General features: G+C 35.1%; 25 protein-coding genes and 1 other RNA gene. 14 read left to right on the top strand and 12 right to left on the bottom strand.

The genetic code is table 11. From position 1 onward, the window contains the following. The first annotated feature begins 251 nt into the window (after positions 1-251). Both HCH28_RS00190 and HCH28_RS25340 read left to right on the top strand, forming a co-directional pair. A complete protein-coding gene (locus tag HCH28_RS00190) occupies positions 252-437 on the top strand; it encodes a putative motility protein (RefSeq protein ID WP_004229797.1) in 186 nt (61 codons plus the stop codon). 36 nt (positions 438-473) lie between these two features. After that, on the top strand, positions 474-1,634 hold the full coding sequence (locus HCH28_RS25340) for a response regulator (protein WP_221679041.1): 1,161 nt from the start codon (positions 474-476) through the stop codon (positions 1,632-1,634). Positions 1,635-1,690: 56 nt separating this feature from the next. On the opposite strand, the gene HCH28_RS25335 is transcribed toward HCH28_RS25340, so the two are convergent. Next, on the bottom strand, positions 1,691-2,707 hold the full coding sequence (locus tag HCH28_RS25335) for a GGDEF domain-containing protein (protein WP_221679039.1): 1,017 nt from the start codon (positions 2,705-2,707) through the stop codon (positions 1,691-1,693). Positions 2,708-2,986: 279 nt separating this feature from the next. Here HCH28_RS25335 and HCH28_RS00175 point away from each other — a divergent pair, with 279 nt between their 5' ends. From HCH28_RS00175 to HCH28_RS00155, 5 genes are all read left to right on the top strand, one after another. After that, positions 2,987-6,028: a hybrid sensor histidine kinase/response regulator gene (locus tag HCH28_RS00175; RefSeq protein WP_221679037.1), complete on the top strand. Its 3,042-nt coding sequence runs from the start codon at positions 2,987-2,989 to the stop codon at positions 6,026-6,028. 132 nt (positions 6,029-6,160) lie between these two features. Further along, positions 6,161-6,850, top strand: coding sequence for a response regulator transcription factor (locus HCH28_RS00170; protein WP_221679034.1), 690 nt, complete (start codon positions 6,161-6,163; stop codon positions 6,848-6,850). Further along, the gene (locus tag HCH28_RS00165; RefSeq protein WP_221679032.1) at positions 6,847-7,833 is read left to right on the top strand and encodes a sensor histidine kinase; all 987 of its coding nucleotides are present in this window, start codon (positions 6,847-6,849) and stop codon (positions 7,831-7,833) included. Before HCH28_RS00170 ends, HCH28_RS00165 begins: the two co-directional genes overlap by 4 nt. Before the next feature lie 103 nt (positions 7,834-7,936). Beyond that, positions 7,937-8,698, top strand: coding sequence for an ABC transporter ATP-binding protein (locus tag HCH28_RS00160; protein WP_221679030.1), 762 nt, complete (start codon positions 7,937-7,939; stop codon positions 8,696-8,698). Continuing rightward, complete coding sequence (locus HCH28_RS00155) at positions 8,688-10,529, top strand: FtsX-like permease family protein (RefSeq protein WP_221679029.1); 1,842 nt, start codon at positions 8,688-8,690, stop codon at positions 10,527-10,529. The genes HCH28_RS00160 and HCH28_RS00155 overlap by 11 nt, the downstream gene beginning before the upstream one ends. A 393-nt stretch (positions 10,530-10,922) precedes the next feature. Here the strand turns inward: HCH28_RS00155 and HCH28_RS00150 are convergent, their stop codons facing one another. Next, on the bottom strand, positions 10,923-11,363 hold the full coding sequence (locus HCH28_RS00150) for a hypothetical protein (protein ID WP_004229811.1): 441 nt from the start codon (positions 11,361-11,363) through the stop codon (positions 10,923-10,925). A gap of 172 nt (positions 11,364-11,535) precedes the next feature. Here HCH28_RS00150 and HCH28_RS00145 point away from each other — a divergent pair, with 172 nt between their 5' ends. Beyond that, on the top strand, positions 11,536-12,174 hold the full coding sequence (locus tag HCH28_RS00145) for a YfbR-like 5'-deoxynucleotidase (RefSeq protein WP_004229813.1): 639 nt from the start codon (positions 11,536-11,538) through the stop codon (positions 12,172-12,174). 103 nt (positions 12,175-12,277) lie between these two features. Further along, positions 12,278-12,790: a zf-HC2 domain-containing protein gene (locus HCH28_RS00140; protein WP_221679028.1), complete on the top strand. Its 513-nt coding sequence runs from the start codon at positions 12,278-12,280 to the stop codon at positions 12,788-12,790. A gap of 51 nt (positions 12,791-12,841) precedes the next feature. On the opposite strand, the gene HCH28_RS00135 is transcribed toward HCH28_RS00140, so the two are convergent. Next, positions 12,842-13,180, bottom strand: a complete 339-nt coding sequence (locus HCH28_RS00135; protein WP_048393229.1) for a zinc ribbon domain-containing protein YjdM — start codon at positions 13,178-13,180, stop codon at positions 12,842-12,844. Between the two features lie 247 nt (positions 13,181-13,427). Between HCH28_RS00135 and ssrS the strand changes: the two genes are divergently transcribed. Together ssrS and HCH28_RS00125 are read left to right on the top strand one after the other, a co-directional pair. Further along, positions 13,428-13,620: non-coding RNA, 6S RNA (gene ssrS / locus HCH28_RS00130), on the top strand. A 178-nt stretch (positions 13,621-13,798) separates the two neighbouring features. Next, complete coding sequence (locus HCH28_RS00125) at positions 13,799-14,263, top strand: hypothetical protein (protein ID WP_232735603.1); 465 nt, start codon at positions 13,799-13,801, stop codon at positions 14,261-14,263. A gap of 22 nt (positions 14,264-14,285) precedes the next feature. Here HCH28_RS00125 and ytxJ read toward each other — a convergent pair whose 3' ends face one another. From ytxJ to HCH28_RS00100, 5 genes are all read right to left on the bottom strand, one after another. Then, the gene (ytxJ, locus tag HCH28_RS00120) at positions 14,286-14,630 is read right to left on the bottom strand and encodes a bacillithiol system redox-active protein YtxJ (protein WP_221679027.1); all 345 of its coding nucleotides are present in this window, start codon (positions 14,628-14,630) and stop codon (positions 14,286-14,288) included. A 93-nt stretch (positions 14,631-14,723) separates the two neighbouring features. Next, complete coding sequence (locus HCH28_RS00115; RefSeq protein WP_221679026.1) at positions 14,724-15,137, bottom strand: VOC family protein; 414 nt, start codon at positions 15,135-15,137, stop codon at positions 14,724-14,726. A 70-nt stretch (positions 15,138-15,207) separates the two neighbouring features. Beyond that, complete coding sequence (locus tag HCH28_RS00110) at positions 15,208-15,849, bottom strand: 3-oxoacid CoA-transferase subunit B (protein ID WP_274771321.1); 642 nt, start codon at positions 15,847-15,849, stop codon at positions 15,208-15,210. Then, the gene (locus tag HCH28_RS00105; RefSeq protein WP_004229828.1) at positions 15,846-16,553 is read right to left on the bottom strand and encodes a CoA transferase subunit A; all 708 of its coding nucleotides are present in this window, start codon (positions 16,551-16,553) and stop codon (positions 15,846-15,848) included. Before HCH28_RS00105 ends, HCH28_RS00110 begins: the two co-directional genes overlap by 4 nt. A gap of 83 nt (positions 16,554-16,636) precedes the next feature. Then, a complete protein-coding gene (locus HCH28_RS00100) occupies positions 16,637-17,545 on the bottom strand; it encodes a LysR family transcriptional regulator (protein WP_221679024.1) in 909 nt (302 codons plus the stop codon). 241 nt (positions 17,546-17,786) lie between these two features. Here HCH28_RS00100 and HCH28_RS00095 point away from each other — a divergent pair, with 241 nt between their 5' ends. After that, positions 17,787-18,470 (top strand): hypothetical protein, encoded by a 684-nt coding sequence (locus tag HCH28_RS00095; RefSeq protein WP_004229831.1) that lies wholly within the window; start codon positions 17,787-17,789, stop codon positions 18,468-18,470. 257 nt (positions 18,471-18,727) lie between these two features. Here the strand turns inward: HCH28_RS00095 and HCH28_RS00090 are convergent, their stop codons facing one another. Continuing rightward, a complete protein-coding gene (locus HCH28_RS00090; protein WP_221679023.1) occupies positions 18,728-19,366 on the bottom strand; it encodes a LysE family translocator in 639 nt (212 codons plus the stop codon). A gap of 224 nt (positions 19,367-19,590) precedes the next feature. Between HCH28_RS00090 and HCH28_RS00085 the strand changes: the two genes are divergently transcribed. Both HCH28_RS00085 and HCH28_RS00080 read left to right on the top strand, forming a co-directional pair. Beyond that, positions 19,591-20,013: an SRPBCC family protein gene (locus HCH28_RS00085; protein WP_221679021.1), complete on the top strand. Its 423-nt coding sequence runs from the start codon at positions 19,591-19,593 to the stop codon at positions 20,011-20,013. Then, entirely contained in the window at positions 20,013-20,333 is a 321-nt protein-coding gene (locus HCH28_RS00080; protein WP_221679019.1) for an ArsR/SmtB family transcription factor, read from the top strand. Before HCH28_RS00085 ends, HCH28_RS00080 begins: the two co-directional genes overlap by 1 nt. Positions 20,334-20,372: 39 nt before the next feature. Here the strand turns inward: HCH28_RS00080 and HCH28_RS00075 are convergent, their stop codons facing one another. From HCH28_RS00075 to HCH28_RS00065, 3 genes are all read right to left on the bottom strand, one after another. Next, on the bottom strand, positions 20,373-21,152 hold the full coding sequence (locus tag HCH28_RS00075) for a YqhG family protein (RefSeq protein ID WP_221679017.1): 780 nt from the start codon (positions 21,150-21,152) through the stop codon (positions 20,373-20,375). Between the two features lie 13 nt (positions 21,153-21,165). Next, positions 21,166-22,680, bottom strand: a complete 1,515-nt coding sequence (locus HCH28_RS00070; protein WP_255600290.1) for a DEAD/DEAH box helicase — start codon at positions 22,678-22,680, stop codon at positions 21,166-21,168. A gap of 449 nt (positions 22,681-23,129) precedes the next feature. Further along, positions 23,130-24,179 (bottom strand): NAD(P)/FAD-dependent oxidoreductase, encoded by a 1,050-nt coding sequence (locus tag HCH28_RS00065; protein ID WP_221679013.1) that lies wholly within the window; start codon positions 24,177-24,179, stop codon positions 23,130-23,132. Positions 24,180-24,460: the final 281 nt, after the last annotated feature.

The raw sequence follows: 24,460 nt of genomic DNA, 5'->3' as shown, positions 1-24,460 counted from the left end.
TAGCACACTAGAGTTGAACGCTCTATTATGTAAGCAACAATAAGTTTGCAAATTAATAACTCAGGACTAGCTGCCTGATATTAGGAATTATTACTATAAAAACGGAAAAATATACAATTTCAATTAATTTTTTAGTAATTTAATCAATTTATTGCGTATAAACTATAATTTAGTAGGGCTGTCTAGGACTTTTTTATATTAGATATTTGCTATATTTAGCCGATAAAAAAAGAAAAGGAGGGAATATAAAAATGGAGGTTAATTCACTTATGTCATCTCAGCTGATGGAGCTCCAACAAACAGTACAGATGAGTGTCATGCAAAATGCTCTTAATTTAAACACAACTACAGCAATTGAATTACTGAAAGAACTACCTCAGCAACAAACAGCTCCCACTCACCCATACAAAGGATCTATAATAGATATCTCAATCTGATCATACAGCCATATTTATGAAAAGGAGGTTCCTTATGTGATTCGGGTAATTGTCGTGGACGATGAGCCATTAGCTCTGGTTAGTATGAAAAAACATTTAAATGAATTTGATAACATAGAGGTCATTCGAACCTTTACTACAGCAAAGGATGTACTGAAAGAAGGACCTACCTTAGACTTTCAAGTAGCATTTTTAGACGTTGAAATGCCCGGTATGAGCGGATTAGAAGTAGCACAATTGTTAAAAACATGGGATAAAAATATCTGTATCATATTTGTAACTGCCTATCGAGACTATGCTGTTCAGGCATTTGATGTACAATCTCTTGATTATTTATTAAAGCCAGTTTCAAAATCTCGCTTAGAAATGACAATTAACAGAATACAAAAGCTATTCCAAAAAGAACTATCATCGGAGAAAACTCGAACGCATCAAAAGCCTATGCTTCAAATCAGATGCTTTGGAGAGTTTGTCGTTTCTTTTGATGAAAAAGTAATTCATTGGAGAACAATTAAAACAAAAGAGTTGTTTGCCTTTCTATTTTTACAGCTTCATATGCCAGTACCTCGTGATAACATTTTAGATTCACTTTGGAGTGATACGGATGTAAAAAAAGCCAGAGTACAATTGCATACTACTGTCTCCTACTTACGTACAACACTTTCAGCTTATGGCTACACGGATGTCATTGAATATGCGAATGGCTGCTATATTCTGAAACTAAACGATTTTCAATGTGATGCCTTTGATTTGGAGGATATCTTAAATACCAAAGCTGAAACAGGAAGATTAAATATTGAAAAAGCTGAGGAACTCATCCAAAATTACCATGGTGAGTTTATGGCAACAATGGACTATGCATGGACTACTAGTAAAGCAAATTTGATGAATAAACAATTTAGTCAACTACTTGATGAATTGATACTTTATTACTCTAAAAATCAGAATCTTAAAAACAGAGAGCGTTCATTGTTATTTGCTTTAGAGTTTAATCCGTATTCCGACAAAATCGTGCAGCAATTAATCCAACATTATACTGAAATTGGAAATCGCGCAGAAGCTATAAAAATATATCATTCGTTTAATAGCCTTCTATTAACAGAATTAAATGTGTCACCATCTCAGGAAACCACAGAACTTTTTCAAAATGTCTTACAGGCACATGAAAAAGAGTACGAAACAAGCGTTTACCCCTAAGGACACATGAAAAAACATGCTAGCGTCAAGTGCTAGCATGCTTGTATAGTTTAATATTATTTAACAATCATTTGTCTCATATTACTTACAACACATAAACAGTTTCTTCCAGATTGTTTAGCCTTATATAAAGCATGATCTGCAATTTCTATCAATTGATTGGGACTCTGGACATTAGGGGTAAAAGCCGTAATTCCAGCAGACATTGTCACAGGTCTCCCACACACAGTTTCTTGTAAACCTTGTTTAATTCGGAGACTTTCCGCTAGTTGAACTGCATCCTCTATATTCATAGAAGGTAAGATGACCATAAATTCTTCGCCGCCAAATCTAAAGCAAAAACCCTTTTCCCCGACACTGCTCTGCATAGTCATCGCAAAGGCTTTTAAAACTTCATCCCCTACAGTATGACCATATGTATCATTTATACTTTTAAAATCATCTAAATCTATTAAGATAATGGCATGGGGAACCTTATCAATAATTAATTTGTGTAAAATTTGATCCATTCTTCTGCGATTAAGAATCCCTGTTAGTGAATCTAAGTTCAACTGCTCTGTTAAGTCATTGATTTTACTTTCCGAACAGATCATCATATTTTGAACATTCTTTTTCAATAAATTTACCTCATCATACCAATCAGCGATTTCCTCAATCCCTTGTGCTCCTTCATCTACTTCAATCCTTTTCGATAGCTCTTTAAGAGGCTGTGTAATTTTGATAGCAAACCAAATAGCAAACCCCATAATAGTTGCTATAACTATTATGATTGGGCCTAGGACTTTTTTAAAAAACAAATTGAAGGACACTATTCCTTCACCAAGTAAAGTATCAACTATTTGTTGCGTATACGGCTCTAATGAATGGTCATCTGTCTTAGCATCTTGTAAATAGCTTTCTGTAATTGTCGAGACTTCCATTACATAAGTTTCTTGTACATTTGCTTTATGTTCCTTCAAAATTTCATTGAAATTACGATAGCTAATCCAAATACTAATACTAGATGTCACGAGGACAACAATAGTTGTCACACTAATAATAAGAAACGATAACTTTAACTTGAATTTACCCACAATAGATCATTTCTCCCATTGAGATGTTTTGTCGTTAATCTTATCTATGTTTAAATTTCGATATACTTATTCAATCATCATACGTCAAACCTCTTAAAGAAAACTTAAACACTAATGATTTTTTCCTTCTTCAATTTAAAAGGAAAAAATCGATAGTACTACTAACTCCAAATTGTTCTATTTATATAGGCTTAAAGAATTCTTTTATTATCCATTATATTTTCTTTTTTCCAATTTCGTGGCATGGTAGATAGAGATTCATTAGGAGGGAAAATTGCTGTGTTGAGAAAAGCTTCTACCCAACATCTACTTATTATAATTGCCATTTTTATAGTCCTTACTTTTCTAAGGTTATTATGGTTAAACTATTTCCTCCCCTCTACACATCAGCCTAGTGCCAAAGATGGTGTGGTCAACATAAACAATTTGACTACTTCGGAAGAAGAAGTTATTTCCTTGGATGGAGGATGGATCTATTATCCTGGACAATTTGTGAATGCTGAAAATAAGGGGGGTAACAAAGAGAGTCATAGCAATACCTATAATATACAAAATATTCCTGCATTAAAAAAAGAGCGAACAACTCAACCCTATGGCACTTATCAGTTAAGAATTCTGCTACCTAACACTTCAGATAATGATCGATATGCCATTCGTATCCCTGCTATCTCAACTGCTTCAAACTTATATATAAATGGAAAGCTAGTAGGGAAATCAGGCAAAGTAGCAGATAATGCGGAAGACCATGAAGGTCAGGCTGCACCTTATACTGTTTATTTTACTAATACGCAATCTGAAATTAATCTCATACTTCATGTATCTAATTTTGATACACCTACAAGTCCTATTATTAATAAAAGGATTTTATTTGGCACTGCTTTGGCAATGACACATCATCAATTAATTGTAGGGCTATCTCTTTCAACTATTGTAGTTATGCTAATCATATTCTCTCTTTTTAGCATACTTGTATATTTGTTCATCTATCGAAAATCTATCGTTTTACTTTTCACATTTGGCTTTCTTTTGCCCTTAGCAGATGAATTAATTACGTTTGATCGCTCCCTACTGGATTGGTTGCATATGAATTATGTATGGTCCTATAAGTTTTCTTCCATTATTTTCCTAGGAGCCTCCTTTTTCTTTGTTCAGTTTATGAGAGTCCTCTTAGTCAAATATCACAACACTAAAACATTTCAATGGATTTTTGCTTGTTATATTTTAAATGCAATACTCACGATTGTTTTACCAATGCCATGGCTGATACCTACGAAGAATATTTTCTTCGTACTTTATCTAGTATCCTTTCTTTACGTAGTGGTACTGGCTCTTAGAGAGTATCTAGAAAACCAAAAAAGAAGCTCTGCTTTTATTGCACTAACAGCTATCGGCACAACAAATGGTATTATATGGGGCTTCATTAAATCTGTATACGTATTCGATATTCCCGTTTATCCATTCGATTATTTATTTATCATGCTTGGTTTTTCTAGCTATTGGTTCAAACGTTTTCATGAGAACTCTCAGCAAATTCAAAACTTAGTGACAAAGCTACAACACGAGGATGCTTTAAAAGATGAATTCCTTACAAGCAATGCAGAAAAACTTTGGAGTCCAATGAATAGGATGATTACCCTAGGTCAATCCATTTATGACAACCCACAGAACAAACTTGTTACTGAAGATGAAAAAAACCTTAAACACCTAATCGATATAGGTAGAAGTATGTCCTTTACGTTAAACAACATACAGGATTTTACTCGTTTAAAAGAAGGAGATTTACATCTTCATACACAAAGTGTAAATCTTCAAGGTGCTGTTTATGGAGTTTTTGATATCCTCCGCTTTATTGCAAATGGTAAGCAAATACATATGGTGTCTTTAGTACCACCAAATTTCCCAAATGTATTAGCCGACGAAAATCGCCTTATTCAAATCCTATTTAACATTTTGCATAATGCCCTAAAGTATACAGGTGAAGGCTCTATAGAAATTATTGCTCGTGAAAAACAGCATATGGCTATTATCCACATTCGTGATACTGGACAAGGAATGGACAATTTTGTACAAAGTCTTTTGTATTCTCCCTATGAACAGGGTCAGGAATATGATGAAGGCATTGGTATTGGCCTACTTATTTCAAAAAAACTGATTGAATTGCATGGTGGTACGTTAAATATACAATCTATTCCTAACAAAGGATCGAATATTTATTTTACATTACCTCTTGCAGATGAAAGCACACAAAATAAGGAATACGCAACCTTTAATGCACAAGCTAAAACTCAGCTATCCACAACAAATGAACAAGAGTTATCCATGGTGTCAGATAAGCATTTCAGGATTTTAATGATTGATGATGACCCTATGAATTTAGCAACGATGAAAAGTATATTTTCGATCTCTGAATACGAAATTACTACTGTTACAAGCAGTGAGAAAGCTCTAGCTCTCATTCAGCAAGAAGCATGGGATTTAGTAATTGTTGATGCAATGCTTCCGTATATTTCAGGCTATGCTGTGATTCAAAAAATACGAAAACAATACTCATTGCTGGAATTACCCATCTTATTATTGACGATAAGAAAGCACCCTGAAGATGTTTATACAGGCTTTGCCTATGGTGCTAATGATTATGTAACAAAACCTATTAATGCATTAGAGCTAAAAGTAAGAAGTCGAGCTTTAATTGATTTAAAATATAGTATTCAACAACGTCTACATCTAGAAAGTGCTTGGCTGCAATCTCAAATCCAACCACACTTCTTATTTAATACACTTAATACCATTGCCTCACTTAGTACTATTGATACAGATAGAATGATTGATTTAATGCATCACTTTGGTGAATATTTACATGCCAGCTTCGATGTCCGAAATCTTCAAAGAGTAGTACCACTACAGCATGAGCTCGATTTAGTTCGTTCGTATCTTTACATTAAACAGCAGCGATTTGGAGAATTAATTCAGATTGAATGGGATATTGATGAAACAATACAAATTGACATTCCTCCAATTTCTTTACAAACGTTAGTTGAAAATGCCATTCGACACGGTATATTAAAGAAGGAAGAAGGTGGTACTGTTTGTATTCGTATTAAAGATTTCACAACTTATGTATCCATTAGTGTAATTGATGATGGTGTGGGAATTAGCCCCACTCTATTAGAGGAATTGCAAGAAGATTACAAAGGGACAAGCTCTGGTATAGGAATAAGAAATACAAATCTACGACTTAAAAGAATTTATGGCCAACAATTACAAATTCAAAGTACTATAAATCAAGGTACAAATGTTACTTTCCATATACCTAAAGATTAAAAACAGGAGTCATTACAGTGCCAATTTGAATCTGTAGTGACTCTTTTCTCAAGTTTATAATAACAATTTTTCTATAGATTTTTTGAATTGAGGGTACATTATACATATAGAATAAAGGAAGGATCGATAGGTATGTACAAAATATACATAATAGAAGATGATGCAAATATAGCTTCACTGATTGTCGAGCATTTAGCTAAATATCAGTTTGAATGCTTTACTGTACAACAATTTCCACACATTATTGAAGAATTTAATACGATACAACCACACCTAGTCATTATGGATATCAATCTCCCGACTTACGATGGCTATTTTTGGTCACGGAAAATCCGTCAACTCTCAACCTGTCCCATCGTCATTGTCTCTGCCAGAGTAAATGATATTGATCAAGTATATGGAATTGAAAATGGTGCCGATGACTTTATTACAAAGCCCTTTTCATTGGATGTCCTCATGGCAAAAGTAAATGGACTACTTCGACGTACCTATGGTGAATATGCTTTAAACGAGACAACAACCATAACTATAGCCAATACTACATTAAATCCAGATACAGTTCGTCTACAAACAAAAGGCAAAGATAGCCTGTTAACGCTAAAAGAAATGCAGCTTAGTAAGTTATTATTCGAAGCTTACCCTAATGTAGTGCCGCGTCAAAAGCTTTTAAGTGCTATTTGGGATGATGAAACCTTTGTTGAGGAAAATACTTTGTCTGTGAATATTGGTCGATTACGTAGAAAATTGGAAGCCGTACACTCTCATCTTGAGATTAAAACAATTCGTGGTCTTGGATATCAATTGGTGGAGGAAAGTAAATGAAACTATTCTTTCGAGATCATCTTAGTTTCATTATTCTCTATAGCATAAGCTTCCTCCTATTACCTTGGATAATACATGTATTAGATGACCTATCCGCACACTATGCCTACTTTATTTTTCTTGTCAGCTTTCTATTTATTCTGTGGCTACTCGGTCGTTATTATCGAAGAAGAAAGTTTTATCATCATTTACAAAAAAATATCAACACACAGGATGATCTTCATTTATTTGAACCACGTGCAGCTATTGAGCAATACTATAGTGAAAAACTAAGGCAAATACAGTATTTATTTTTAACCCAACAGCAAAGATTGGAAGAACAAGCACATGAGAAGCAACTTGTTCTATCACATTTTGCACATCAAATGAAGACACCTTTATCTGTTATTCAATTAATCGTTCAAGCTACACCCAACAAGACCACTGATGAATTGCAGCAATGGCATACCATCAATAAAGAGTGCAATAAATTGACATTTACCCTCAATCAGTTATTAACGTATGAGCGCACATCTCATTTAGTAGCTGATTTAAAAATTGAACCTATTGTTTTAAAAGGGCTCGTGCAAGAAGTGATCAATGATTTGAAGGATTTTTTTATCATAAGAGAAGTTTTTCCAAAGCTGACGTTTGCTGAAGACCAAATCATTTATTCAGATCGAAAGTGGTTAAAAATTGTACTTTATCAAGTATTAAATAACGCCATTAAATATAGTGAAATGGCAAGCACCATTCATATCGACTATGAAAATGAGGCTTTACACATAACCAATCGTGGTGAGACCATTCCTTCTAGCGAAATAGCACGAGTCTTTGATTTATTTTATACAGGTATGAAGGGGCGATCAAGTGGCGAAGCAACAGGTATAGGCTTATATCTAGTGAAAAAAATATTAACTACACTAGAGCACCCCTTCACTTTACAATCTTCTGAGCATGTCACTATTTTTTCGATTAATTTTTCAAACAGTCTTAAAAAATGAAGATGACAACTTTGTCATCTTCACGTCATCAAGAGAAATAGGTTATGTGCCGCTCCTTTTCTATACTAAAGGTATCTAATGACCATAAAGGAGTTGTTTTAATTTGGGTAACGCCATACTACAAGTAACCAATTTGCACAAGGAATATATCGGTGAGATCACCTATAAAGCGTTAAACGGTATCGATTTTCAGCTACAGCAACAGGAATTTGTAGCTGTCATGGGACCTTCAGGTAGTGGGAAAACAACATTTTTAAATAGTGTATCCACTATTGATCGTCCTACCGCTGGCGATATCTTCATAAACAATCATAATCCTTACACATTAAATGATGAGGACCTCGCCAAATTTAGACGCACTGAACTAGGTTTTGTATTTCAGGATTTTAATCTTGTGCATACATTAACAGTGAAAGAAAATATTTTATTGCCATTAACATTAGATAGCCTACCTGCTTCAAAAATGCTTCAACGTTTAAAGGATGTCGCTCAATTTCTCGGTATCGAGGAACTATTGCCTAAACGTATTTATGAAATTTCAGGTGGACAAAAACAACGAGTAGCCATCGCTCGTGCCGTTATACATGGACCAAGTTTATTGTTAGCAGACGAGCCTACAGGAAACTTGGATTCAAAGGCTGTCAATGATGTCATGAACTTATTTTCCTCAATTAATCAAGAGCTTGATACGGCTATTCTCATGGTGACACATGATCCTTATGTAGCAAGCTTTGCCAATCGCATTATTTTTATTAAAGATGGGAAATTATATAACGAAATACATCGAGGCAACAACCGTAAGCAATTTTATCAGGAAATTATGGACACGCTTGCTTTTCTGGGTGGTGGACAGCATGAGCTTTAATCATATTGTGCTTCAAAATATTTTACGTGACAAATGGACGTATGTTTCTTACTTCTTGAGTAGTATGTTTTCTATTATTATTTTCTTTCTATTTTCTGTTATCGTCTTTCATCCAAATCTGAAAAGCCTAGATCCAGACTCTACACTTGGAATTTCTTTAATGCTAGCTAGTATGCTCGTTTATTTATTCTCTTTTATCTACATTACCTATTCAATCACAGCATTTTTACGTAAGAAGACCAAGACCTTAGGAATATTTATGATTACTGGGGCTTCCATGAAGCAGATTCGTAAGCTGGTCTTCCGTGAAAATCTGTTAATTGGCATTTTAGCTATTCTGGCAGCTATCGTTCTCGGCCTTGTCATTACACCTCTTTTCTTAATGGGTGCAAAAGTTATTTTAAAGGCAGAAACATTTGGTATGTACATGCCTCTTCAAGCAATTAGTATAACCATAGGATTATTTCTGATTTTATTTGTTGTGATATCGACAGTTGTTACGAGGTTCATTAATAAAGAAGCGTCTATCCAACTCTTAAAAAGTGATACAGTTATCGAGAAATCTATTAAGCCTCATTATGGGTTATTAATACTAAGTATTTTGATGTCTGCCACTTTAGCTTGCTTGCTAAAAATCGAGCATTCCATTGTAGACACGTTAAGTGTCCTTTATTATCTGTTATTTTTTATTAGCATTCTTAGTACGATTTATTTAGTTATTACACAAGGATTTCGTTTGTTATTGAAAATATATGAAAAGTCTCCTGCCTATCTTCAAAAAACAAATATGCTTTTGGCGTCCAATTTAAATGCAAAAATGAAATCACATGCAAATATGCTGTTTCTCATTACTATCCTATTAAGCGGTGTCTTTCTATGTACAAGTATTTTATTTAGCTCTTATTACAATGTAAAAAAGACTAGTGAAGAAAATTATCCATATAGCTTTCAATATATTGCTGATCCAAAAGCTGATGACAACATGGTAAAGGCTGATCTTGATTATCTTGAAAATACTTTATCAACGGTTGAAGCTCACAAGTATTTTATTGAATTTAAATCAAACGAAGATCAACGTATTGGCTATATGCCTTTATCAAATTTTAATCTGATACAGCATCAGGAAATCAAACTAAGTAAAGATGAGTTTATTGCCGCCGCTGGTAATCGTGGTGAAGCACCAATAATAAACACTGCCAGCGACCTGTTTATAAAGTCTTTCAAACTAGCCAGCACCCATGAGCAAAATCTGCTATCTACTGGCTTCCAACAAAGTTATTTCATTGTACCTGATGACATTTACAAAACCATTGACTACCCTGTTTATAAAACGTATATCTATGAACTGGAAGATTGGACAGCCCATACAGATTTGGCAAGAACTATTACCAGTGACTTACCCTCTTTACCTGGAGAACGTTATGTAACATCCAAAATTGATTTATATAACACAGAGATGTTTGTCAAAAGCGTCATGTTCTTTATCGGCTCCATGTTAAGTCTAATTTTCTTAAGTGCAGCCATGAGTATATTGTACTTCTATTTACAAACAACATTACAACAAGAGAAGGAAAAGTATATTGGTATCCGTAAGTTAGGACTTTCTAGAAATGAATTAGCTACCATTATCACTAAAGAATTGGCGATTCTTATTTTTGTACCATTCACTATAGCTATTACACTCTTGCTAATTACCCTTTTGGCTATGCGAACAATGGTTTCTACAGCATTTTTACAAGTTTCCATAGCTAGCTCTTGTTGTTTCTTTGTACTTTTCCTCATTAGCTATGTATTCATTCGAAAAAGTTATTTTAAACGCTTAGTAAGCTAAAAAAAATCGCACTCCTTAAGGGTGCGATTTTTTCATAGTGTTGAAAAACAAACCAATTAATAGAATCTTTATGAAAGGTGAAAATGTTTCCTTTTAGCAAGGTTTTTCAAATAAAGTGAAGGTATTAACTACTCATTTTAGTGAGGAGTATCGTCACTCATCACTTCTCCCCATTGAAAATAAAAGCCCTAATTCAAATAATGGGTTATTTGATCGCTACTGCTGATAAGGAAAAGACACTTCTGCAGCATGGTTGATTGAAGAGGAGCCAGCGTCACTCCTAAGGGATCTAGCGGCTCATCGGACGCCCCCTGGAAAGGACGACGCTGGCGGAACGGAAATCAGCCTCTCACCTTGTGAAAAGGGCTTTTTCTGCAGATAACATTATCTTTTTTACCAAAGAACGGGCTTTGCTACCATCAGCCATAGCATAATAAGCAATAATACTATATACATCCATGTTTTACGATGCAACAGTGAAACAAATTGTAGATGATTAAATGCTGGTGTATTAAAAGTACGCAACGTCGGTTTAAACGCTCTTGCTAGAAATACGATGGATGCAAACATCACGAGGAAGGTTAATACAATCCACGAGGTATTCCAATAATAGCCCGCATGCCACATTAACAAAATACCCGAGGCTACTAGTACATGCCCCGAATGTTTGACGAGCGTAATGGCCCCCTTAAAGGCTTCTATATATGGTGGCATGTCATCCATGGAAGCTGTACGCATTTTTTTTACAATGGTGAGCACAACGAACAAAGGCCCAATCGAAAGAATAGCACTTAAAATATGTATATAAAGAAGAAGTGTATAAATGGAAAACATGCTGTGTACTCCCCTTTTCATCAGTCCCTTTCATTATAGCATTCAAGCTGAATTTACTTTATCAGCAATTGTGAATCCTTTGTAAACACAGCTTGAAACATTGTTAAATTGTTTGAAAACCGTATAAAGAGGGTATTGTTTATAGTAACATGCACTTATAGAACAAAAAGGAGTGATTTTTATAGGAATTCACCAATTTTTTACAAGTCTTAATGATTTAGAGCGTATCATTCGTTGCCCTGGTCGCTTCAAATTTGAAGAGCACAATGTGGCAGCCCATTCTTGGAAAGTGTCACAATATGCGATGTTTTTCGCAACGTTAGAAGAAATGCACGGTGCAACAGTTGATTGGAAATCTTTATATGAAAAGACAATCAATCATGACTTTGCGGAAGTGTTTATTGGTGACATTAAGACACCAGTAAAACATGCTAGCCCAGAGTTAAAGCAAATGCTCGCACACGTGGAAGAAAAAATGATGGAAAAATTTATTATCAATGAAATCCCACAAGAATTTCAGGCTGTTTTCTTTGAACGGATGAAAGAAGGAAAGGATCATACTTTAGAGGGTCGGCTACTTGAATTTGCGGATAAACTCGACCAGTTTTACGAGGCTTTCGCAGAATTAAAGCGTGGTAATACTGACAAAGAATTTGTCTATATGTACCAATCAGCCCTTTCAAAACTTTTGGCCATTCCACTTGAAGCGACAGTTCATTATTTCCGCACAGAAATTTTAAAGGACGCAGTAAAGGAAAAAACACATATCGATATTCAAGCATTAACAAATGAAGTATTAACATCAAACTAATAGGGTGCATGTACAAGTTTTCCGATTGAAAAATTCACGGAAGGCTTTTTTTATTTTCCGCAAAAAGTCGTATAATGAGGAGAGATTGAATGGAGGGAAAGTATTGTCACAGGAATGCTCAATTATAGAAGATTTAATACCTCTTTATAAAAAACAACTGCTTCAAGCATCAACAATAGAATTTGTCGAACGGCATCTAACAACTTGTCAGCAATGTCAGCAGCTAGTAGTCAATTCATCAACTCAGAACGCATACTTGCCCATGAAAAGAACAGTATCCTTTTTTCATATCATATTTATTGTATTATCCTTTATGTTTGCCATTAATTCGTCCTTACTCGGCAATCAAAAGGGCTTTGTCCTCTCATATGCTCTTTTCGGCTGTCTTTCTTACCTTTTCTATAAAAACATCTGGATTGTTTTTATCATAAGCTCTGTGCCTGTATACGTTTGGGCTATCATTAATAATCTTAATAATGAGCTCTATATTACAACCTTTTCTTTAACAGAAATAGGAACGCTAGTGATTGGAGCTGGCTACATTGCACTTTTACATACCATTTTCGCCTTAATTGGCGCAGCTTTTGCCATTCTATTACGTAGGGTTTTTCAATAAACAAAAAAGCACCTCGAACTTTTTTACCAAAGTGGAGGTGCATTTTGTTTGTTAGGCCTTTTTCACAAATTCTGATTTTAATTTCATGGCACCAAAGCCATCAATTTTACAGTCAATGTTATGATCGCCTTCCACTAAACGGATACTTTTTACCTTTGTCCCAATTTTTAAAGTGGAAGAACTACCCTTCACCTTTAAATCCTTAATAACAGTAACTGAATCGCCGTCAGCTAACAGATTACCATTTGCATCTTTTACAATAAGTGCATCTGATTCTTGTTCAGTTGCGTCCATACTCCATTCATGCGCACATTCTGGACATACATAGTTTGCTCCATCCTCATATGTATATTCAGAATGACATTTTGGACAATTCGGATAAGCTGCCATTTTTGCTTCCTCCTTTTACATTTTTACTAGGAAAATCCTCTTTATGCTCCTATCTTTACATAGTCGACCTTATTTAGCAAAGGTTGTTCGTATTTTACGTTCGCATTTGTGAAAAAAATATGAAACATCAGCACCCTTTTGAAGGTAGTGCAAGATGTTTATAACGCGATTTGGAACACTTGCCCATTGACTAATTTTCCATTATCATCTTACTTGCATGTTTATCGATCATGCTTTATTATATCCATAAAGGCTGCATTGTTCGTATAATATTAAGTTTTAACCTTTAAGCTGTAAAAGGGAGTTTTATTATTGGAGTTGGAATGACGGGCCTCACACTACGGTGCATGAGGATAAGCAGGAAAACTTCTGCGAACACCCACTTTGAGGAGTGGTGGTTTAAAACTTTCTATAATAACTACGGCATACGCGGCTTTTTATACATGATTGATACAGCACCTTAGCTATTTTGGTTAAGGTGCTTTTTTATATTCAGGCTATTCTCCGCTTCTCCTTATTCAATCACTTCCTAACCATTCATAAAAAGTAAGGATAACCTTCTTGTATTTTGTATAATTCCCTCCCATTTTGCACATAGATGGAGTAACAAGGGAGGTTATGACATTGAAGAAAATAATTTATCTATTGGTTTTTACTTCACTACTGTTAGTAGCTTGTGGAAAGAGTGCTGAACCAAAGGAAGTGGCAGTCGATCAAAATACGAATGTTGAAGATATTGTAGGCGCGATTGTGAAAAACGAATTCTCTGTGGATGAATCGAAAGACGGTGTTGTCACAATTTCCATTCAAGATACAGATGTAACAGAAGGATCGAAAAGCCAGATGCTAAAGGATTCTACTAAAATTTTCGCTGATTTGTCCAAATTAAAAAATGTGAAGACACCGGCTATTACTTGGTATGCTCCTCTCACTGAACCTGATGGGGACAAAACAATGACTGAGGTTTTGAATATTTATTTTAGTGAAGAGGATTTTCACAAAATAGACTGGGCCAATTATCTACAGGTCGATATCGAGTCTAGCGCTACAAATTATCATGAAGATGAGGCCTTGGAAGATTAATCACATAAAGATACCCCACATCCTATTGTGGAGTATCTTTTTTTACATATTGTTCTATAGCGTTTTCTAAAAGAGAGTGCTTTATTTTGTAGTGAGTTGCTTGCCAAATTCCTTTCCCACCCTGCAGGATTATTAGTTGAGGTGATTCGTGCTTCACTTGAAGATCACAGGCAATAGCATTTGAAATTACCCGATCCATCTGCACAATGACAAGATATTTAGGCAATTTCGTTTGTAATACTTTATATTCCTTTAAAGCTGAAATACTACTTATACATGTCATGCTAATTTTTAACACAAGGCAAGGTTTGAACTTCGATTGCTCCAAAACCTCACACCATTTGTTTAATGTCATTATTCGTTGCATTTTGTAACCCCCTAAACAGATTATATACTACAAGGGGTATTTTAGGTTACAAAAAACACGAGACTACATACGTGCTCGTGCTTAAAATTTTGTTTAAATGCCTTCCGTATTCATGAATACTAGACGCCAGCCATCCGGGTCTTCAATGGTTACCCCTTTTTCAGCCCAATATTGATTTTCAGGCTCAACTTCGGGATATCCCATGACCGCAAGACGTTCGGCAATATGACGAATCGTATCTCTATTTGGGATATAAAGTACGAGTAGATTGTCCTTACTTGGTGCTGGACAAGGGCTACCGTCAATATGCTCTGTAAATTCTAAGTGATAACCTGCATTTGGAAGACCAATCATTAAACCATTATAGCCACGATGTTCTGTAAACGAACCAATTTTCTTTAATCCAACACCTTCACAGTAAAACCGTTCTACTTCCTTTAGCTGATCGGTTGGTCTTGCTACACGCACCTGTGCTACTGCTAATTCATTTGTCCATTGTTGTTCCATTGTTATGAAATCCCCTTTTAGATTATTGTAAAATGAGACCATAACGCTGAAAACAGTCCTAGGTCTGAAGTTATTGTATAAGAGCAACGCTAAAAGAAGCAGCTGTTTTCTCTTTTACTTCCTCTAAAGAAACACCATCTGCTAATTCTATCAGTTGCATGCCATCTTTCGTAAAATCAAATACAGCCAAATCTGTAATTAATCGATGTACGACACCTTTACCCGTTAGTGGAAGTTCACATTGTTTTTTAATTTTAGATTCACCATTTTTATTTACATGCTCCATGACGACAATCACTCTCTTGGCACCAACGACGAGATCCATTGCGCCACCCATGCCCTTCACCATTTTCCCAGGAATCATCCAGTTAGCAAGATCTCCTGTTTCAGATACCTCCATACCTCCTAAGATGGCAAGGTCAATATGTCCACCGCGAATCATTGCAAATGATTCTGCACTGTCAAAGAAGGATGCCCCTGGAACTGCCGTAACTGTTTCTTTACCTGCATTGATTAAATCAGGATCTACTGCATCCTCTACTGGATAAGGACCAATACCGAGAAGTCCGTTTTCGGATTGTAAGAGTACGTCATAATCGGCTGGAATCGCATTGGCAACAAGTGTTGGAATACCTATGCCTAAATTGACATTCATACCGTTGGCTATTTCTTTTACTGCACGATTAACAATTTTTTGTCTTGTATCCATCATGCTTCCCCCTTTTTCACCGTTAAACGCTCAATACGTTTCTCGTAATTTTCACCTAATAATACACGTTGTACAAAAACCCCTGGTGTATGAATGTGATCGGGATCTAGCTCGCCTACTTCTACAATTTCCTCCACTTCAGCTATTGTAATTTTCCCTGACATAGCAGCTAATGGATTAAAATTGCGTGATGTTTTTCTATAAACTAAATTTCCTAGCTTATCGGCTTTCCATGCTTTGACCAGAGCAAAGTCAGCAACAATACCTTCTTCCAAAATATATTCTTTGCCATCAAAAACCTTCACTTCTTTTCCTTCAGCAATTGGCGTTCCAACCCCTGTAGCTGTGTAAAAACCAGGAATTCCCGCTCCACCTGCACGCAAACGTTCTGCAAGAGTTCCTTGCGGTGTCAACTCTACTTCTAGCTCACCACTTAAAAATTGTTGTTCAAAAATCTTATTTTCTCCTACATAAGAAGCAACCATTTTTTTTATTTGCTTGTTTGCTAATAGTAGACCCAATCCCCAGTCATCTACACCACAGTTGTTACTGACAACGGTTAAATCCTTTGTTCCCTGTTGCACTAATGCTGCTATTGATTTTTCGGGTATACCACATAGCCCGAAGCCACCTACAGCTAATGTATCTCCATCCTTAATATCCGCAATCGCTTCTTCAAACGAACTCCATACCTTACCATTCCCCATCTCGAAACCTCCCTGAATTGCTCGTTTATTAAGGAAAATTCTACATCATTGCTATTTTACAAGTAAAGGAATTAATTAGAATACTACTTATTCCTATATGGAATAAATCTATTTTCCCCATTCCTATCTATCATTTCAAGTAACTGTTTTAATGCATAAGATTGATATGTATTTTTCTTCGTAATAACCCCTAAACGCCACGGCATTTCAAAATCATCTAATGGAATTATTTTCACATTGGTATTTGTTTGCTTGGCTGCAATGGAATGGGGTAACAATGTAACCCCTAAATTGGAGGATACTAACTCTACAATCAAGTCCCACTGTGAACTTTTATAGCCGATTGTAGGTGTAAAACCAACACTTTCACAGGATTTAATTATATAGTCGTGAAGCGTGAACTCCTCTGCAAAGATAATGAACGTTTCATTTTTTAAATCTTGTAAAGCTATGGATTTCTGGTGTGCATAGGGGTGAGATTCATTCATAAAGACATAAAACTGGTCTTCTATAAAGGATTGAACAGCAAACTTCCTTTCATCTACTGGTAATACAACGATGCCCATATCAACATCACCATTTTCAACTAGCATTTCTACCATTTTTGCACCACGTTCGATAAGTGCTAAATGTACTTCAGGATATAGCTGATGAAATCCCCTAGCGATTTCAGGGAAAAATAATGTTCCAATTAAAGGTGGGATCCCTAACTTGATAGCACCTGTTTTAATATTTAATAAATCGTCTAGCAAAATATGTAGTTCTTGAACAGCATGCATTATTTTTTGTCCTTGATTATAAACAATACTACCTGCATCAGTAAGTTCTACATTACGCGTTGATCTGTTCAACAACTCAACTTGTAATGATTCTTCTAATTTTTTAATACTTTTGCTTAATGAAGGCTGAGATACAAAGGAATCATGTGCAGCCTTTGTAAAACTCCTATGCTCAACAACAGCCATAAAGGCTTTTAAATCTCTTAATTCCATCCCTATCTTCTCCATTTATTTGTATTTGTTATAAAAGCAACTACAAGTACTACCCTTCAGCAATAAATTCTCCATTCTTTCTTTTTAATCCTTTGCAATGTGTTGAACTATAAAATTTAGATATTTTCACCCCTGCCATTATACGCATCTTTTCGACTTTTGGAGAGTTTTTTGAGAGTTATATGACCTACAATCAATTATAAATATTGTCATAATTTATCAAAGATTGGAGATGTAACAGATGTTGAAGCAATTGCTTGAAAATCGAATAGTTAATAGGCATTATTTAGGTCTTACATTTCAGCAACATGTTTATGAATTAAAGAACTGTGAGGAAGTTTTAGGAGTGAAAGCAAAATCGCTACATATTGAGAATCGTCATATTGCTGTTGGCTATATTGCTGATGACAGTATTTTCTTTAAAAGTGCTCATTTCGGAAATACCATGGTCACTTTAACAGATGGAATTCATCAAGCAATTATTCAGCTATTTGTACAACATTCTGGTGAAATCTGCATTGAGGTAAAGCCTTATATTAAACATGCCAACATCGTGCCTGTTTATTTTCGCACAATTCTAGCTGATACAGCCATCGCCATTGACCTAAAAGGCGCATTAAAAAAATTTCTAGTAACTCATCATTATATGATTGAAGCAGATACGATCATGGAAGTTCATTATCAATCCATGCATCCCTATGTGCTCAAGAATTCTTACGCTGGGCATTTTGTTTTAGGGTGTACCCCCGATGGTAGACAGGTAACAGGAGCCGAGGAGTATACATTGGCTAACCGTATAGCTAATTTAAAGTTTTCTCACATTATTATTCAGCAACAAGGCAGACCAAAATTAATTGCTTTAAATATATTATTAACCTTTGTTATTACGAATAAAATTTTTGTTACTAACGAACTTTCTATGTAACTAATCGGATAGAGGATTTTACGATGTTATTTTCATTTATTTCATTGATTGTCATCATACTAGTTGCTTTATTTGTTATAAAATCTTTTTCTATCTATAAAAAGCGTGCAGAAAAGAAAAAATTTTTACAAGAAAGACTTAAAAATCTTCTACTGACAAATATAAGCCAACCTAAATAGAAATTTTTCAAAGAGAGAAACGACCCTATCTTAATAACTACCAACAAAAAATACACCACCTTTATAGTGGTGTATTTTTTAGTGCGCTTTTTCTAATGCTAATTTAATGCCAAACGCAATTAATATTGCACCTGTTAATCCTTCAATTACTGCCTTAGTTGATGGTTTTTTCATAAATGCACTAATTCGATCTAAAAGGTACACGTAGAAGATAAACCATAGCATTGTTAATGCTGTATAAATGAGACCCATTATTAAAAAGGGAAAAAATGTTCCACTATTTCCATCTACAAATTGAGGGAGAAATGTTAGGAAAAATACTGCGACCTTTGGATTTGTCACATTTGTGAGAAACCCTTGTTTAAAGCAGGATTGTTGAGAATATTTGTGTTCTATACTTGCTTCATCTTGTACAACTGGAGATTGTGTTCGAATTGCTCGCAGTGTCCACAAGGTCTTGATTCCTAAATAACATAAATAAACCGCACCAACATATTTTAAAACAGCAAATATATAGGCAGATTTCACAATGATCGCCGAAAGGCCAATAACAGCCGCACAAGTATGAATTAATAAACCGCAACAAGAACCAATGATTGTTTGTAAACCGCCCTTTCTACTTACAGTCAGTGTGTTTTTTGTTGCAATCGCTGTATCAGGGCCAGGTAAAATAATAAGTAAAATGCACATAACTAAGAATACAGATATATTGACCATATTACGCCACCCTTTCTGTCAGAAAATTATAAAAGTAATTGTAACATACGCCAAGACCAACAGAAAGATACGAAATTTTTCCGTTGACATATAACCATAAGGTGTTATATATTCATAACACCTTATGGTTATATTTTATACAGATTCCTCTGCTAGTGGACTTAATAACGTTGAATACCATTACACAGAGGTATCATTCATCAATCAAAAAGGAGTATTGGAACATGACTGAAAAATTACAGGATATTGTCAAAACAATTACATTGAATGCCCCTATCGAAAAAGTTTGGGAGACTGTCGCAACAGCTGACAAAATAGCTTCTTGGTTTATGCCAAATGATTTTCAACCTATCGAAGGGTACGAATTCACTATTCAATCACCGTTCGGCCCATCACCCTGTAAAGTAGAACGTGTAGATGCACCGCACTTTCTACGGTTTGCTTGGGATCAAGATGGCTGGTTCGTAACTTTTGAGTTAAAAGAAGTAGGCAAGCTTACTGAACTTACTTTAACACATGGTGGCTGGAAGGAAGCTTCACATATTATTCCTAAAGTAAACACTGCTACTGAAGCCGTACGTACTAATATGGATAACGGATGGACAATGATTATTAATCATAAATTAAAAGAGGCTGCTGAATTCTAATGACTGAAGCAGCCATAAAGTATGATGTTTTTCAAGCAATCGCTGATCCCACAAGAAGAAGTGTTTTACAGCTCCTTGCAGCAAGCGACAGACCTATTTCCAAAATTACTGAGCATTTTACGATTAGTCGAACGGCTGTTGTAAAGCATTTAAAAATATTGGAACAGGCGGAGCTAATCTCTGCTCAAAAAAAAGGTCGTGAAAAAATCTATACGCTGCATAGTGAGCGTTTAAAGGAGATTGAAGATTGGCTCCAATACTTTCATTTATTTTGGGATAATAAATTGGCTCAGCTTCAAAGCATGGTTGAAGATCATTAAAGTAAAAAAGAGCTGTCCCTTTGTCAGACAGCTCCTCATTTAAAAGAGATAAAATAATCCCCCATTAATGACTTCTATTTTAATTTTTGCTTCATATTGCTCCTCTAATGCTTTTCTTTCAATTTCATAACACTCTGGTTTTTCCTCTATATCCTCATAAAAATAATCTAATACACGTTGATCACGTTGCCATCGTTTTTGTGCTTCCGTTGCCCAGAAATGATCATCCTGCTCAATAATTGACTCAATTGTAGCTTTCAATCTTTCCAGTGCTCTGGCAGGCTTAATAATATATTGCACATGAAATACATTTTCTTCAGGTTCTATGTTAAAGTCCGAAGTACAAATCGTTTCATGAAAATCCTCCTTGATGACGCCGGTCAATAAATTAATGCCAAATGAGTAAAGCATTTCTTTTGTACGATCACAGCAATACGAAACTTTAAAGTTAACACCTAACCAGGGCGTTAAAATAACCTGCCCCATATCACGATCCACTTTTTCATACAATTGAACATAGGCTCCTAGTTCCCTTGTAGCTAAAAATATCTGATTTAAACGTGGTGAGCCGTAATGAATAGCTTCCCCAAATAGGTTACCAGCCATTGCGGTTTGATTTGTAATGAAGGTTACTTGCGCTGGGTTTGGTTCACTATTTGTTGCTTCAACATATTGCCAATAAAATGGCCTATTCATAATTCTTTTATCTATGTCTATCGTTAATTGAACGGTTAGATAATGATTCTCTTCTCCTAAGATTTCACAGTCATTCTCCATAAAAAATTCCTTTAAATAGTGGTGAACTTGCTGCGGATACATAGCTGCACCTACCTTATACAGATTCTTTAAAGTTTGTTAAAATAGCATCTAAATCGCCAACCACCTTCTCGAACACATCAATCTTTGTATGAAGCAATTCCAAGATTTTCTCTTCAATTGTATGTTCAATGGCAAGGTTATAAATATGGACATCATGCTCCTGTCCCAAACGATGGACACGACCAATACGTTGCTCTAGCTTCATTGGATTCCAAGGTAAATCATAGTTAATCACATGATGACAAAATTGAAGGTTTATCCCCTCTCCTCCTGCCTCGGTAGCGATGAGCACCTGGGCTCTTTCTTTAAATAGGTGCTTCATATAATCTCGTTTACTTTTATTAAATTTACCATTAAACAGCACGCTTGATATGCCATTAGAATGTAAGTACCATTGCAAATATATTTGCGTAGCACGATATTCTGTAAAAATAATAACCTTGTCATTCGCTTGCTTAACAATTTCCAATGTCTTTTCCGCCTTTGAATTCACTTCCAAGGTCATTAATTTAGTAATAATCGCTTCAATTTCTTGTGGTTGCACATGATCCTCTAGCATATTCGTTAATGTTAAGGCTGTAGCTTCCTTACTACTACACATTTCTTTTTGCAACGTAATTAATGAAAATGACCCTGTGTTTTGAAGGTTGCCAAGCATTTCGTAAACTTCTCTTTCTTCGTTCGTAAATGTAATCGGTACAATTTGAACACGACGATTTGTCCAATCAATCCCCGTATCTTCCCTACGATTTCTGACCATTACCTGATTAACCAACTCTTTTAAATAATCATCATGTTCTAAATCATGCTTGCTAGCAGAGAAAGCCGATTGGAAGGCGTCATAGTTACCTAGATGTCCAGGCTTTAATAAGGAGATTAAATAATACAATTCAAAGATATCATTTTGAATAGGTGTGGCAGTTAATAATAAGCAGAACTTTTTCTTTAAGCCTTGTACAAACTCGTAAATTTGTGTTTTATTATTTTTTAATTTATGTGCCTCATCAATAATTATCATGTCATAATCCTGCTCATAAATGCGCTCTCTATGTGGACTCTTTTTTGCCGTATCCATACTCATAATGAGGACATCATAGCGCTCTATCGGGCAATTTTTTTTATATGCAACGGCAGGAATATGAAATTTTATGTTTAGCTCTTCAATCCACTGATTAATTAAAGAAGCTGGTGCCAAAATTAATGCTCTTTTCACAAGCCCTCTAATAAGGTATTCCTTTAAGATTAAGCCCGCTTCAATCGTTTTACCTAGCCCCACCTCATCAGCTAAAATAGCTTTCCCATTCATACGTTCAATAACTGTTTCGGCTGCTTCTAACTGGTGTTTCAAAGGTTGTAAATTAGGTAAATACTTTGTAGCCTGCAATCCTGTAAAATCAGGAATTAGTTTCATTTTCACAATATCATAGTTCATCTTGTACAATGTCCAGCTATCCCATTTTTCAAGATGATTTAATCGATCGATAAAGCCCTCTTCCCACTCGGACGACCTTTCTATTTTCATGATCATCACCCCATGTCATTTTTTCTAGTTTAGGGTGTCCAAAAAAGGAAAAGCTATGTTCTTTCTAGATGAAAAACACCTAATGAAAGTTATTTTTCATTAGGTATTTGATAATTCATATATTTACGGAAGCGTCTTGGAGATTTTTCAGCAAATTCTTTAATGGATAAATGAGAATTTCTCAGGTATATTTTAGATTTTTGATTAATCACATCCGTGAGATAAGCATTTGACGAACACTCATTTTTTTCTCAAATAGATAGGTTCTTTATAAAAATGTTTCGCGATATCCATGACAATCATATTCTCTGTATAATTTTCTTATATATATTCCATAATCAGCGATATGTTTACTTTTTTATATTGACAGTCCATCAGAAGTATTTCTTCTAAAATATATACATCAAGACAAAAAGAAAGGAACACCAACAATATATTAGTGCTCCTAAAAATGATTATTTTAAACTTTCCTGTAATAGTTTACGATTACGTTGTTTGAAAATGTCATTATGTGAGGAAACAATACCTCCCTCAGAAGCATCAGGTTGAATATACTTCTTCGCACTATTCACTGCATGAAGTGCATCATGAAAGGCTGCTGCAATTAAATGAATTTTACCATCATGGCTCAAAATATCACCAGCAGCATAAAGGCCTGGGATCGATGATTCACTATTAATCGTACCAGCGATAAAATAATCATTTTTGCGCTCAATGGCTAATGGACTATTATCTAACAATTCTTTATCACGCACATACCCATGACTAATAACAACTTCATCAATAGGAATTTCTGTTACAGTCCCTGTTTCATGATTTGTTAAAGCAATAGCTTTAATCATTCCTGCTTGATCATCTGCAATCAGCTTAGTAATTTCAGAATTGAAATGGCATTCGATCAAACTATTTGCAAGCTCTGTAATTTGAGCCTCATGTGCAGACAATGTATCTTTTCGATAAGTTAAATAGACCTTGGATGCCACCTCCGTTAATTCTAATGCCCAGTCTACCGCTGTGTTGCCACCACCAGAAATAATAACTGCCTTATCTTTAAATTTTTCATAGGATTTAATTGTGTAATTTAAATTAGATACTTCAAAGCGTTCAGCCCCTTCAATTTCAATTTTTTGAGGATTTAGAATGCCACCACCAATAGCAACGATAACCGTTTTGGAATAATGAATATTCCCTGACTCTGCTGCAATGACAAAAATGCCATCTTCATTTTTAGTAATGGACAGCACTTTTTCATTTGTATAAATAGAAGGATTAAAGGTTAAGGCTTGCTCAACTAATTGTTTAATTAGTTGTCCCCCTGAAATAGGCGTTACACCTCCAACATCCCAAATCATTTTCTCTGGATAAACATGAATTTTACCGCCTAGCTGTGGTTGTGATTCAATTAGCTTGGTTTTCATTTCACGTAAACCACAATAAAAGCTTGAATATAAACCCGCTGGCCCACCACCAATAATGGTTACATCATACAATTCTTGTTCTAACAATTCCTAACACACCTTTCATTTGGTCATTACTATCTCAACAATTGGACTAACTCTAAACTGCATGACAGCTCAATCGTAAATGTCTAAATGTAAATATTGCTTTGGAAAATCCTCCTTAACTCCATTATACGATAATGATAATCATTATCAAATAAAATTATAACAAATCGTGATATTAATAACAGATGTGGTCACCATTTATTAATATTTTCATTTATGTAATGAGTAAAATAACTAAATTTATGTATTTGTACATAAAAATATTCATTGCACTGTTCATT

The sequence above is a fragment of the Lysinibacillus sp. K60 genome (assembly GCF_019731275.1).
In the GTDB taxonomy this organism is placed as follows: Bacteria; Bacillota; Bacilli; order Bacillales_A; family Planococcaceae; genus Lysinibacillus; species Lysinibacillus capsici.
Note: the sequence above shows the minus strand (reverse complement) of the source record. Positions and strands in the feature narration are given on the sequence as shown.

Excerpts from the sequence above, each read along its gene's own strand:
- HCH28_RS00115 (WP_221679026.1), bottom strand. The coding sequence starts at position 15,137 with ATGGAACAACAATGGACAAATGAATTAGCAGTAGCACAGGTGCGTGTA.
- HCH28_RS00090 (WP_221679023.1), bottom strand. The coding sequence starts at position 19,366 with ATGGTCAATATATCTGTATTCTTAGTTATGTGCATTTTACTTATTATT.
- HCH28_RS00150 (WP_004229811.1), bottom strand. The coding sequence starts at position 11,363 with ATGTTTTCCATTTATACACTTCTTCTTTATATACATATTTTAAGTGCT.
- HCH28_RS00155 (WP_221679029.1), top strand. The coding sequence starts at position 8,688 with ATGAGCTTTAATCATATTGTGCTTCAAAATATTTTACGTGACAAATGG.
- HCH28_RS00170 (WP_221679034.1), top strand. The coding sequence starts at position 6,161 with ATGTACAAAATATACATAATAGAAGATGATGCAAATATAGCTTCACTG.
- HCH28_RS00105 (WP_004229828.1), bottom strand. The coding sequence starts at position 16,553 with ATGGGGAATGGTAAGGTATGGAGTTCGTTTGAAGAAGCGATTGCGGAT.
- HCH28_RS00080 (WP_221679019.1), top strand. The coding sequence starts at position 20,013 with ATGACTGAAGCAGCCATAAAGTATGATGTTTTTCAAGCAATCGCTGAT.
- HCH28_RS00110 (WP_274771321.1), bottom strand. The coding sequence starts at position 15,849 with ATGATGGATACAAGACAAAAAATTGTTAATCGTGCAGTAAAAGAAATA.
- HCH28_RS00075 (WP_221679017.1), bottom strand. The coding sequence starts at position 21,152 with ATGTATCCGCAGCAAGTTCACCACTATTTAAAGGAATTTTTTATGGAG.
- HCH28_RS00100 (WP_221679024.1), bottom strand. The coding sequence starts at position 17,545 with ATGGAATTAAGAGATTTAAAAGCCTTTATGGCTGTTGTTGAGCATAGG.
- HCH28_RS00070 (WP_255600290.1), bottom strand. The coding sequence starts at position 22,680 with ATGATCATGAAAATAGAAAGGTCGTCCGAGTGGGAAGAGGGCTTTATC.
- HCH28_RS00135 (WP_048393229.1), bottom strand. The coding sequence starts at position 13,180 with ATGGCAGCTTATCCGAATTGTCCAAAATGTCATTCTGAATATACATAT.
- HCH28_RS00085 (WP_221679021.1), top strand. The coding sequence starts at position 19,591 with ATGACTGAAAAATTACAGGATATTGTCAAAACAATTACATTGAATGCC.
- HCH28_RS00095 (WP_004229831.1), top strand. The coding sequence starts at position 17,787 with ATGTTGAAGCAATTGCTTGAAAATCGAATAGTTAATAGGCATTATTTA.
- HCH28_RS00165 (WP_221679032.1), top strand. The coding sequence starts at position 6,847 with ATGAAACTATTCTTTCGAGATCATCTTAGTTTCATTATTCTCTATAGC.
- HCH28_RS00190 (WP_004229797.1), top strand. The coding sequence starts at position 252 with ATGGAGGTTAATTCACTTATGTCATCTCAGCTGATGGAGCTCCAACAA.
- HCH28_RS00125 (WP_232735603.1), top strand. The coding sequence starts at position 13,799 with ATGACATTGAAGAAAATAATTTATCTATTGGTTTTTACTTCACTACTG.
- ytxJ (WP_221679027.1), bottom strand. The coding sequence starts at position 14,630 with ATGCAACGAATAATGACATTAAACAAATGGTGTGAGGTTTTGGAGCAA.